Annotated in this window: 15 protein-coding genes; all 15 read right to left on the reverse strand. The window is 67.3% G+C overall.

Annotated elements, in window-relative coordinates; all coding sequences use genetic code 11:
• Positions 1 to 43: 43 nt before the first annotated feature.
• Positions 44 to 286 (reverse strand): acyl carrier protein, encoded by a 243-nt coding sequence (acpP, locus tag KA248_13685; protein ID MBP7830958.1) that lies wholly within the window; start codon positions 284 to 286, stop codon positions 44 to 46.
• A gap of 30 nt (positions 287 to 316) precedes the next feature.
• Positions 317 to 1,060, reverse strand: coding sequence for a 3-oxoacyl-[acyl-carrier-protein] reductase (gene fabG / locus KA248_13690; protein MBP7830959.1), 744 nt, complete (start codon positions 1,058 to 1,060; stop codon positions 317 to 319).
• A gap of 10 nt (positions 1,061 to 1,070) precedes the next feature.
• Positions 1,071 to 2,003: an ACP S-malonyltransferase gene (gene fabD / locus KA248_13695; protein ID MBP7830960.1), complete on the reverse strand. Its 933-nt coding sequence runs from the start codon at positions 2,001 to 2,003 to the stop codon at positions 1,071 to 1,073.
• Between the two features lie 268 nt (positions 2,004 to 2,271).
• Positions 2,272 to 3,279, reverse strand: coding sequence for a ketoacyl-ACP synthase III (locus tag KA248_13700; GenBank protein ID MBP7830961.1), 1,008 nt, complete (start codon positions 3,277 to 3,279; stop codon positions 2,272 to 2,274).
• A 14-nt stretch (positions 3,280 to 3,293) separates the two neighbouring features.
• Positions 3,294 to 4,301 (reverse strand): phosphate acyltransferase PlsX, encoded by a 1,008-nt coding sequence (gene plsX / locus KA248_13705; GenBank protein MBP7830962.1) that lies wholly within the window; start codon positions 4,299 to 4,301, stop codon positions 3,294 to 3,296.
• Positions 4,302 to 4,303: 2 nt separating this feature from the next.
• Positions 4,304 to 4,489 (reverse strand): 50S ribosomal protein L32, encoded by a 186-nt coding sequence (gene rpmF, locus KA248_13710; protein ID MBP7830963.1) that lies wholly within the window; start codon positions 4,487 to 4,489, stop codon positions 4,304 to 4,306.
• A 27-nt stretch (positions 4,490 to 4,516) separates the two neighbouring features.
• Complete coding sequence (locus tag KA248_13715; protein MBP7830964.1) at positions 4,517 to 4,984, reverse strand: DUF177 domain-containing protein; 468 nt, start codon at positions 4,982 to 4,984, stop codon at positions 4,517 to 4,519.
• 17 nt (positions 4,985 to 5,001) lie between these two features.
• Positions 5,002 to 5,487: a pantetheine-phosphate adenylyltransferase gene (gene coaD, locus KA248_13720; protein ID MBP7830965.1), complete on the reverse strand. Its 486-nt coding sequence runs from the start codon at positions 5,485 to 5,487 to the stop codon at positions 5,002 to 5,004.
• A complete protein-coding gene (gene rsmD, locus KA248_13725) occupies positions 5,484 to 6,071 on the reverse strand; it encodes a 16S rRNA (guanine(966)-N(2))-methyltransferase RsmD (protein ID MBP7830966.1) in 588 nt (195 codons plus the stop codon). The genes coaD and rsmD overlap by 4 nt, the downstream gene beginning before the upstream one ends.
• Positions 6,072 to 6,081: 10 nt before the next feature.
• Positions 6,082 to 7,896: a Na/Pi cotransporter family protein gene (locus KA248_13730; protein MBP7830967.1), complete on the reverse strand. Its 1,815-nt coding sequence runs from the start codon at positions 7,894 to 7,896 to the stop codon at positions 6,082 to 6,084.
• Positions 7,897 to 7,937: 41 nt separating this feature from the next.
• A complete protein-coding gene (locus tag KA248_13735; GenBank protein ID MBP7830968.1) occupies positions 7,938 to 8,678 on the reverse strand; it encodes a 16S rRNA (uracil(1498)-N(3))-methyltransferase in 741 nt (246 codons plus the stop codon).
• Between the two features lie 51 nt (positions 8,679 to 8,729).
• Entirely contained in the window at positions 8,730 to 9,899 is a 1,170-nt protein-coding gene (gene dnaJ / locus KA248_13740) for a molecular chaperone DnaJ (GenBank protein MBP7830969.1), read from the reverse strand.
• Positions 9,900 to 10,442, reverse strand: a complete 543-nt coding sequence (locus KA248_13745; protein ID MBP7830970.1) for a nucleotide exchange factor GrpE — start codon at positions 10,440 to 10,442, stop codon at positions 9,900 to 9,902.
• A gap of 68 nt (positions 10,443 to 10,510) precedes the next feature.
• A complete protein-coding gene (locus tag KA248_13750) occupies positions 10,511 to 10,981 on the reverse strand; it encodes an ATP-binding protein (protein MBP7830971.1) in 471 nt (156 codons plus the stop codon).
• 10 nt (positions 10,982 to 10,991) lie between these two features.
• A partial coding sequence (locus KA248_13755; GenBank protein ID MBP7830972.1) for an STAS domain-containing protein occupies positions 10,992 to 11,334 on the reverse strand: 343 nt, incomplete at its 5' end.

Below are 11,334 nucleotides of genomic sequence, written 5' to 3' on the forward strand. Positions count from 1 at the left end.
GCGCCCTCGAGAAGCGAACCCCGGCCTGAAGAACCAACCGGAATCAGGCTCCGCCGAAGCCTTTTTCCTTCAGATAGTTGATCACCGCGCCGACCGTGGTCAGCTTCTCGGCGTCCTCGTCCGGAATCTCGGCCCCGAACTCCTCTTCGAACGCCATCACCAGCTCCACCGTGTCCAGCGAGTCCGCGCCGAGGTCCTCGATGAAGGACGCTTCCGGCGTGACCTGCTCGGGATTGACGCCGAGTTGCTCCACGATGATCTCTTTGACTTTGTCTTCAAGCGCCATGGGTATCTTCTCCTGTTTCCTCTGTGCTGCTTACATCACCATGCCACCACACACCGTGAGAACCTGGCCTGTCACATACGACGCCGCGTCACTGGCCAGGTACATCACTACGTTGGCCACATCCTCCGGCTGCCCGAAGCGGCCCAGCGGAATGGCGTCCAACATCTTCTTCTTCAGCTCGTCCGTGAGCTGGTCCGTCATCCGGGTCTGGATGAAGCCCGGGGCCACGGCGTTCGCCCGGACGCCCCGGGAGGCCAGCTCCCGGGCCACCGACTTGGTCAGGGCGATCAACCCGGCCTTGGATGCCGAATAGTTACACTGCCCCGCGTTGCCGATCAAGCCAATGATGGAGGCCACGTTCACGATCGCGCCGCGGCGCTGCTTCATCATCCCCCGCGCCGCCGCCTTGGTGAACAGGAAGGCGCCCTTGAGATTGATGTCCAGGACCTGGTCCCAGTCCTCCTCGCTCATCCGCACGAGGAAGGTGTCGCGGGTAATCCCGGCGTTGTTGACGAGGATGTCGATGCGGCCGAAGGCCTTTTCGGCCTGCTCGACCGCGGCCTGGACCTCGGCGGGCTTGGAGACGTCCACGGCGATGCATTCCGCGCGGCGGCCGAGCGCGGCAACCTTGCCGGCGGTTTCCGCCAGCCAGTCGGCCTGCACGTCGCACAAGGCGAGGTCCGCGCCCTCGGAAGCCAGCTTGAGGGCAATGGCCTGCCCGATCCCGCGCGCCGCGCCCGTGACCAGCGCGATCTTTCCGTCCAGTTGGCCCATGATAACGCTCCTACGCAAAAAGCCCGGAATTCAAGACCCCCTCCAGGCTGGGGCGGTCATGAATGTTATGGAGAGCGGCTTCCTTGTCAATCCGTTTGACCAGCCCGGTCAGCACTTTTCCCGGCCCGCATTCCGCGTAGGCCCGGACCCCCAGATCCCGCAGCCCCTCGACGCAGGAAACCCAACGGACGGAAGAGGTTACCTGCTTCACCATCAACCGGCGGATCTCGTCCGGGCCGCCGTGCGGCTGGCCGGTGACGTTGGAAAAAACGGGAATCGTCGGCGCTTGGAAGGCGATCCCGCCCAGAAAGGCCTCCAATTTACGGGCCGCAGAGGCCATCAGGGACGAATGGAAAGCCCCGGCGACGTTGAGCCGGATGGCCTTGCGGGCGCCAAATTCGGCCGCCCGCTTCTCGGCATCGGCGACGCGGTCCTTCGGGCCGCTCAAGACGGTCTGCTCGGCGGAATTGAAATTCGCGGCCTCGACGCCCGTCGCGGCGCACAGGGCCTCGATCCGGTCCGGCGCGGCCCCGATGATGCTGACCATGCCGCCCGGCTGCTCCTCGCAAGCTTCCTGCATGAACCGCCCGCGCGCCTGGAGCACGCGCAGCGTATCCTCGAGGGAAATCGCCCCCGCGAAGCAGAGCGCCGCCCACTCGCCGGAGCTCAAGCCCGCGCAGGCCGCGAAGGCGGCTCCCGGGCTCTGCGCCCGCAGCGCGGTCCAGCCGGCCGCGCTGACGGTGAAGATCGCCGGCTGGGCATTCGAGGACAGCGTCAGGGTCTCGATCGGCCCCTCGAAGCACAGCTTCGCGAGGTCGAAGCCGAGCACCTGGTTGGCTGTGTCAAAGACGGCCCGGCATTCGGGAAAAGACTCGGCCAGATCCTTGCCCATGCCGACGGCCTGGGCACCTTGTCCGGGGAATAAAAGGGCGGTGGAGTTCATGGGGGTGTTCGGTGTTCAGTCGGGCCGCCGGCCCAAGGGGCCGGATGGAAACAGGAATGAGACCTCAACGTCCAACAACCAACATCCAACTTCCAACGTCCAACAGGAGAGGTTCCAATCCTTGGAAGTTGAATGTTGGACGTTGGGCGCTGGACGTTGAATTCAAATAGATTGCGCATGAATTTCATGTCCTGTGTCTCAGATCAGGGTTCAGGGGGGGGCACAACGATTCACTATTCGCCATTCACTATTCACTTCCCCCGAGCCCTCATCCCTTGTCCCACTCGACGACCGAGGCGCCCCAGGTGAAGCCGCCGCCGAAGGCGACCATCAGGATCTTGTCGTGTTTCTGGAGCTTGCCCTCGCGGGCGAGTTCGTCGAGGGCCACGACGATCGTCGCCGCCGAGGTGTTGCCGTAGCGGTCGAGGTTGACGACCAGTTTCTCGTTCGTCACGCCGAGCCGCTCGCCGATGGCTTCGATGATACGCAGGTTGGCCTGGTGGGGAATGATCCACCGGACATCCTCGATGCCGAGGCCGCTCCGGTGCAGGGCATCCTTGGCGGCCCGGACCATGTTGGTCACGGCGTGCTTGAACACCTCGCGGCCGGCCATTTTCATGTAATGCAGGCGTTGCCGGACGGTCTCCTCGGTGGCCGGGTGCCGGCTGCCGCCGCCGGGCAGCATGAGCAGCTCGGCCAGCGTACCGTCCGAGCCCAGCGTCGAGGCCATGACGCCCCGCGCCGCACCCCGGGCCTGGAGCACGACCGCGCCGGCCGCATCGCCGAACAGCACGCACGTGGTCCGGTCCTGCCAGTCGAGGATCGAGCTGATTTTTTCCGCGGCGATCACCAGCACGGTTTCCATCGTGCCGGTGCTGACGAACTGCCGGCCGATCTCCAGGGCGTACAGGAACCCCGAGCAGGCCGCCTCCACGTCGAAGCAGAAGGCCTTCTTCGCGCCGATCTTGGCCTGCACGAAGCAGGCGGTGTTGGGAAATCCCATGTCCGGCGTAATGGTCGCCACCACGATCATATCCACCGATTCGGGCGACACCCCGGCGTCGGCCAGTGCACGGCGCGCGGCCTCGGCGCCGAGGTCGGAGGAGGCCTGGTCGGGAGCGGCGATATGCCGCTCCTTGATGCCCGTCCGCGTGGTGATCCACTCGTCCGACGTGTTGACCATCTTCTCCAGGTCCGCGTTGGTCAGGATGCGCTCCGGCAGGTAGGAACCGATGCCCACGATGGACACGGTGCGTCCCACGACGGCGGGGTGCATTCGTTCTGTTTTCGTCACGGCAGTTTATCCAGGTTGCGAATACCATCTACGATCATCTGGTTGATATGGTGGCTGACCGACTCCGTGGCCACGCGGATGCCGTTGCAGACGGCCCGCGGCGAGGAAGAACCGTGGCCGATCAGGCAGGTGCCCCCCACCCCGAGGAGCGGCGCGCCGCCGTAGGTGGCGGGATCGGAGCGCTTGCGGATCGAGCCGAAGGCCCCCCGGGCCAGGAGCGCGCCGATCATGCGCAGCGGGTTTTTCGAGCACTCCTCGCGAATCCAGCGCGAGATCGTGCGGGCCACGCTTTCGCTGGTCTTGAGCACCACGTTGCCGACGAACCCGTCGCAGACCACGACGTCCACGACCCCGTTGTAGATATCCGAACTCTCGACGTTGCCGTGGAACGCCAGGGAGGATTTCTCCAGGATTTTAAAGGCCTCCTTGGTGGCCTCGTTGCCCTTGCTGTCCTCGCCCCCGATGCTCAACAGGCCCACCGTCGGGTTCGCGCAGCCCAGAATTTCCCGCGAATACACCGCGCCCATGACGGCGAACTGGGCGAACATGTTCGGATTGCAGTCCGTGTTGGCGCCCGAGTCGATCATGACGAAGGGCTTGACGGGCGTCGGGATCACGGTGGCGATGGCCGGCCGCTCGACCCCCTCCAGGGTCCGGAGCTTGAGCGTCGTGGAGGCGACGGCCGCGCCGGTATTGCCGGCGGAAAAAACCGCGTCCGCCTCGCCGTGCTTGACCATGTCCACGGCGCGGTTGATGGAGGAATCCTTCTTGCGGCGGATGGCGGTGGCGGGGCTTTCCTCCATGCCGACCACCTGGGAGGCATGGCGGACCTGGATGACGGGAGGGACCGGCCCCTTGCCGTCGAGTTCGCGGCGGATGGCGGCCTCGTCGCCGACGAGGATCAGCGCCGTCAGACCCGGCAGCGTTCGTGCCGCGTCCAGCGCGCCCGCCACGATCGCCCCGGGCGCGAAATCCCCGCCCATGGCATCCACGGCCACGCGCATGGCTATTCGTCCGCTGTAATGATCAGGACCTGGCGGCCCCGATAGGTTCCGCACGCGGGGCAGACCCGGTGGGACATCTGCGGCGCACCGCACTTCGGGCAGACCTGCGCGGTCACGATGGCCTTCTTGTGCGAGCGCTGGCGCATGCGCCGCTTGCTCTTCGACGTTTTTCTTTTCGGTACGCCCATTTCAAACCCCTCCAGTGAAACTGGTGGCTACAACCCTTTCAATCCGTCCAGGGCACTCCACTTATCCGGTCCGACGGCCGGCGGCTTACACCCGCACGGCCCCTCGTTGAGGTTATGGCCGCACTGCGTGCACAAGCCCTTGCATTCCGGAGAACACAGGGGATAGGCCGGAAGATTGAGCAGGATATCCTCCCGGATATCCGGTGTCAAATCCACGGTCTCCGTGCCTTCCGGCGCGTCGTAGGCGCGTAGGAAAGACGAATCGGCCACGGTTGTCGAGAAAAAACAGCCGCACCGCCCGCATTGCAGGGTCACCGGCATGGAAAGGCGGCCGCTGACCACCAACTCGCCCGACACCTTCTGCACGGTGAAACGGCAGGAAATCGGGCCTTCCGGGCGGATCTGGGCGTCCCCGGCCAGTTCCAGGACGGCCGCCGGGACGTCCTCCTCGTACAAGCCGCCGTCCACGGGTACTTTGGAAAGGGCGATCTGCATGGGCAGGAGGGCCGCGTTCAGGGCTTTTTCAACTTCGCGTCCAGCGCCTTCCGGACGGGCTCGGCCACAAAATCGCTCGTGTCGCCGCCGTACTGCGCCACCTCGCGCACGGTGCTGGAACTGACGTAGCTGAAGTCCTCCTTGGGCATCAGGAACAGGGTCTCTATGTCCGGGGCCATCTTCCGGTTGGTCAGGGCCATCTGGAATTCGAACTCGAAGTCCGAGAACGCGCGCAGTCCCCGCACGAGCACCCGGACCCCCTTCTTCCGCGCGTACTGGACCAGCAGTCCGTCGAAGGTATCCACCTCCACGTTCGGGAACGGCTTCACCACCTCGGCCACGAGGGCACGCCGCTCTTCCACGGTGAATAGCGTCTCCTTGCGCGTGCTGCCCGCGACGGCGATGATCAGGCGGTTGAAGATGCGCGCCGCGCGCTCGATCACGTCCAGGTGCCCCAGCGTGATCGGGTCAAACGTCCCCGCGTATATGGCCGCTCGGTTCATGTGCTCATCTCCCCGGTCTCTCCGGCCGCGCGACGGTACAAAAGCAGCCGGGTTTCTCCATAGGTCCGGTCGCGGAGCAGGTTCCAGCCCGGATGTTCAGGTATCGCCTGCCCAGCGCCCTGCTCGAAGGCCAGCAACCCTTCGGGGGCGAGAATAGGTCCGGCCTGCAGGGCGAGCAAGGTCTTTTCCAGCCACTGCCGCCCGCCCTCCCGGTCGTAGGGCGGATCGGCCAGGACCAGATCGAAGGGCGGACCGCCCGCGCCCGCGGCCAGGAACCGCAGGACGTCGGCGCGGCGGATTTCGACGGCGCCGCCGTCCGGCGCGCAGAGGGCTTCCACGTTGGCCCGCAGGACCCGCAGCACCCCCGGGTCGAAATCCACCCAGCACACGAACGCCGCGCCGCGGCTCCAGGCTTCCAGGCCCAACGCGCCCGAACCGGCAAAGAGATCCAGCACCCGCGCACCCGCCACCGAGGCGCCCAGCATGGAAAACAACGCGGCGCGGACCTTGTCTTGCGTCGGCCGCAGCGGGCCGGACGGGACCTTCAGGAGGCGTCCCTTTAAAATTCCGCCGGTGATGCGCATGGGGAGGTGTTCAGTGTTCGGGGTTCGGGGTTCGGGGGGCGGCGGGCGCCGGGGCGACCTGATCCGCGGGCGGGGGAACCTGGCCGAAGCGCTCGCGGCGGACCCAGGCCAGATACGTCTCCTGGTCCACGAGATCGGGCGTCTTGAACCCGGACGAGAGGCTTGCCGTGCGGCCGAACTTTGAGGGCTTCAGGCGGAAATCCTGTTGGATTTCGTCGAAGGCGATGACTTTGCAGTGCCGGACAATGCGATCCAGGGCGCTGATGTAGTCGATGAAATAGACGCCGCATATCGGCGGGTATTCGTGGGCGGCCACCCGCGCGGTAAAGTCCGCCAGCACCCGATGGCTGCGCCGGACGTGCTCGTCGCGCGCGGCCAGGATGGCCTCGCCTCCGGTTTTGAACTCCGCGCGGGACGCGTCCAAGGACTCGACCAGCCGGTTCAAGGTGCGCGCCGAGGTATCATAAGCCTCGTAGAGCCAGTCCAATCCCTGCCGGTCGAATCGCGCCTCGCGGATCGCGTGCCGCTGGCCGGACAGAACGCCGATCAACTCGATATGGTCGTGAATCCGTTCCAGGTGCACCATGGCGCGGTTGAGGTACTGCACGAGGATCGCCTGGCGCCGGGACAGCGAACGGCCCGTCACGGCCCGCAGGTAGTCGCGAACGGCCAGCTTGATTTCGTCCACCGCCTGCTCGTTCCGCGCCACGCGGCCCAGGCCCCGTCGATCGTCCCGGACGATCATTTCCGCGACGTCCCGGAAGCTGCCCTGGCAGAGCACGGCCACGCGGCGCAGTTCCCGGAGGACGGCGGCGAGCGCGTCCTCGGGGCGCGGAAGCAGGTCCACGTCCAGGTGGCTGGGTTCCGGCAGGGGCTCGCGCGCCGGCACGAGCCGGCACACCAGACGGGAGTGGAGGGAAATGAAAGGAAAGATCAGCGCCACGCTGATGACCATCTTGATCGTGTTGGCGTTGGCCGCCTGGTGGATGAGATCGCCGGAGGTGAGCGGGATGTAGCGGTAGAACCAGGAGGCCGTCAGCACGCCGAAGAACCCGCTGAAGATATTAAACGCCAGGTGCGAGATCGCCGAGCGCCGGGCCTCGACGCCGGTGCCGATGCTGCCCAGCAGCGCGGTCATGCAGGTGCCGATGTTGGCGCCGACGATGATCGGGTAGGCCTGTTCCAGCCGCGTGATGATCCCGGCCGAGATCATGGCGAAGACCATGGCGATGGTCCCGCCGCTGCTCTGGATGACGGCCGTCACGGCGGTCGCGATCCCGACGCCCGTGAGCAGGCCCTTCCAGGTCGCGCCGTCCATGCCCGCCAGGAACGGCGCGAACATCTCGCGGTAGGGTTTCACCGCGCCGCTCATGACGTTCATGCCCAGGAACAGCAGGCCGAAGCCCAGGAGCGCCTGGCCGGCCGGCCGCACGCGGGTGTTCGATCCGGCGACGGCCATCAGCAGGCCCAGGGCGATGCCGGCGAAGCAGTAGTCGCCGAGCCGGAACGAAATCAGGTGCATCGCCAGGGTCGTGCCGATGTTCGCGCCGAGCATGGGCGGGATGGACTCCAGCAGCGTCATGAGCCCGGCGTTGATCAGCCCCACCATCATCACGGTCGCGGCGCTGGTCTGGATGGTGGTGCCCAGCACGATGCCCAGGAACAGGCCGTTCCACCGGTGATGCCCCGCGCCCGCCAGGATCTTCCGGAGGCGCCCGCCGGCCACGCCGCGCAGGCCGTCGGTCATCACGTTCATCCCGTAGATGAACAGGGCCAGCCCGCCAAGCACGGTAAAGACCAGCATCACGACTTGATGGGCGCTCATGTCCGTGATTCTGGGCACGGCGGCGCCGCGGTCAAGCGTAATCAGCCCCACCGGCAGCACAGGGCGCTCAACATGAACAGCGCCGCGGTTTCGGCGCGAAGGGTCCGTTCGCCCAGCGTCACAGGGACGGCGCCGGCCCGGCGGGCCGCGGCCAGCTCCCCGGGCGTAAAATCGCCCTCGGGACCGACGAGCACCGTCACGCGCTCCGGCGAGGGCTCCGCGGCCAGGGTCCGGCGCAGCGGGACGGCGCCCGGCTCCAGCGCGCCGACCAGGAACAGCCCCTCGCGCGGGCGGGCCAGGAACGCCGGCAGCCCGACGGGCGCCTCAACCGCCGGCAGCCAGGCCGCGCGGCACTGCCGCGCGGCGTTGAGGACGATGGCCTCCCAGCGGCGGCAGCGATTTTCCTTTCCCGACGGACGGACCACGCCCCGCTCGGTCCAGACCGGCGCGATAGTGGAAGCGCCCAGCTCGACGGCCTTCTGCATGATCCAGTCCATGGGACCCTCGCGCAGGACCGCCAGGGCCAGCGTGACGGCCGGCCGCGGCTCGGGCTTCTGCACGCGGGACAGGACACGGAGGCGGACCTGATCCTTACGGACTTCCAGGACCTCGGCAAGGCCCTCCCCGCCCCGGCCGTTGAACATCTCCACCCGGGCTCCGGCGTGAACCCGAAGCACGCGGGCCAGGTGATGCCCCTCGTCCCCGGAGACGTCCACTTCCCCGCTCTCCCACGCCGCGCCGGGAATGTACGCGCGCGCGTGTGTTTTGCCGGGTTCGCTCATCTGTCTTTCATCCGTGGAATCCGCGCCATCCACGGTTCCTTCCGTCGAACATCATTTCTCGAGGATTCGCTTGCGCTCGTAGAAAATCTCCGCCAGCTTGCGCAGGCGGGCCGTCTGCGGATGATTTTCGCCCTCGAACGATTCCGCGAGCTGGCGAAGCAGGTCCTTCTGCTTGCCGGAGAGCCGGGCCGGCGGCTCGATGACGACGCGGACGTGCTGGTCGCCGCCGCGCAGCAGGTGCCCGCCCGTCACGCCCTTGCCCTTGAGACGGAACAGCGTCCCGCTCTGGGTGCCGGCCGGGATCTTCAGGGGGACATAGCCGTGCAGGGTGGGCACCTCGACCTCGCCGCCGAGCGCAGCGACATCGTACGGGATGGGCCACTCGACGAAGATATCCTCGTCGCGGCGCTGGAACAGCTCGTGCGGCTTGACGTGGAGCACGACGTAGAGGTCGCCCGGCGCGCCGCCGCGGACCCCGCCCTCGCCCTTTCCGGCCAGCCGCAGGCGGGAGCCGGTCTCGACGCCCGCGGGGATCTTGAGCGAGAGCGCCGAGCGGCCCTTCACGCGGCCCTCGCCGCGGCATTCGCGGCAGGGTTGCGAGACGGTCTCGCCGGTCCCGCCGCACGCCGGGCAGGTCTGCCGGATCTGGAAGAACCCGTTGGACGCGACGGTGACGCCCATCCCGTTGCATCGGCGGCAGGTCTCCCGCTTGCTCCCGGGCGCCGCGCCGGTGCCCTTGCAGGCGCCGCACTCCTGCAGGATGGGCAGGGTCAGTTCGCGCTCGGAGCCCAGCACCGCCTCCTCGAAATCGATTTCGAGGTCGAAGCGGAGGTCGTTGCCGCGCTCGGCGCCGCCGGCCTCCGCGCGGCCCCGCCCGCCGCCGAAGAAATTATCGAAGATGCTCCCGCCGCCGCCGAACGCGCCCATGAACGTGCGCAGGGCCTCCTCGAGATCGATGCCGCCGAAGCCGAACCCGCCGCCCGCGCCCGGCCCGAACGCGCGGTGCCCGAACTGGTCGTAGCGCGGGCGCTTCTCGGGATCGGAGAGGATTTCGTAGGCCTCGGAGATCTCCTTGAACTGCTCCTCCGCCTCGACGTTGCCGGGGTTCTTGTCGGGATGGAACTGGACGGCCAGCTTGCGGTAGGCCTTCTTGATCTCGTCGGCCGAGGCGCCGCGGGCGACGCCGAGGACCTCGTAGTAATCTCGTTTGGCCGGGGGCATCTATTCCGCCCCGGCTTCCGGGCCGCGGCTGACGACCACCTGCGCCGCGCGCAGCAGCTTTCCGCCCAGGCGATAGCCCGCGCGGGTCTGCTCGATGACCCGGTCCGCGGGGACGGTTTCCGAGGGCAGGTGGCTGACGGCCTCGTGCACCTCCGGGTTGAAGGGCTGGCCGTCGGCGGCGATCGGCTCCAGCCCGGCTTTCCGCATCACGGCCTGCAGCTGGTCGCAGACCAGCTGGAACCCGTCCACGACCGAGGGATCGGCGCCGTGCTCGCGTGCGGTCTTCAGGCCCATCTCGAAGTGATCGGCGACGGGCAGGAGGTCGCGCAGCAGGTCCTCCGCGGCACGCGCGGCCTGCTCCTGCCGCTCGCGGGCGGAGCGCTTGCGGTAGTTGTCGAAATCCGCCTGGAGCCGGAGCATCTGGTCCTTGAGCGTCTCGATCTCGCGCGAGACGACCTCCTCCTCGCCGGGGGCGGGCTCCGCCGCGCCGGGCGCGGGCTTCTCCCCGGCCGCGGGGGCCGGTTCTGCCGGGTGCTTTTTCATCAGGAAACCTCCGCGCCCCGATTTCCCCGGGGCTTCGTTCGCGCGCCCTCGCGGGTCGCGGCGGGGACCTACCGGATGCGCTTGGTCAAGCGCATGCAATTGCCGGCTTCGGTCCCGGGCTCATACTCCGCCTCGTCCACGAAACGCTTGATGATGTAGATCCCCAGGCCGCGCTCGCGCTCGTCCTCGAGGTACTGGTCGGGATCGACGACCTTGCGCTCGTTGAAATCGAAGGCCTTGCCGCGGTCGAGGATTTCGACCACGACGCGGTCGATGTACTGGATCAGGTTCAGCCGCAGCCCGGGGTGCCGGGGCTCGAGGTCGGCGTCCGACTCGCCCGAGTAGCCGTGCTCGATGATGTTGGAGCAGGACTCGTCCACGGCCATTTCCAGTTGCGCGGAGCGGAACTCCGTCATCCCCGCGCGCGCGCAGAGGTCGAGCACGGCCTGGCGGATCACCCGCAGGTAGCTGTAGCGGCACGGGACGTGCAGGGTCACGTAACCCCGGATGGCCGATTCTTTTTTTCCTTCCGCCGTCATGGTGTTCCCTTCAGCCCGCGAACTTCCGGGCGGCCTCGTCCACGTTGGTGTAGATCTCGAGGATTTTGTGGAAGCCCAGCAGTTCGACGATCGTGTAGATTTTTTTTGAAAGGGCCACGAGCTTGAGGTCGCCGTTGCCCTCGCGCGCGCGGCGGGCGAACCCGATGAGGGTGCCCAGCGCCGCGCTGCTGATGTAGTCCAGACCGCCGCAATCGAGGACGACCCGGTTCCGGTGCTGTTCGCGGAGCTTGCTCAAGGCGGTCTCCAGCCTCGGGAAGGAATAGGCATCCAGCGCGCCGTCCAGGTGCAGGATATCCAGGTCGTCCCGCTGCTCCGTCTGAATGATGCATTCC

The sequence above is a fragment of the Kiritimatiellia bacterium genome (assembly GCA_018001225.1).
Classification (GTDB): Bacteria; Verrucomicrobiota; Kiritimatiellia; order CAIQIC01; family JAGNIJ01; genus JAGNIJ01.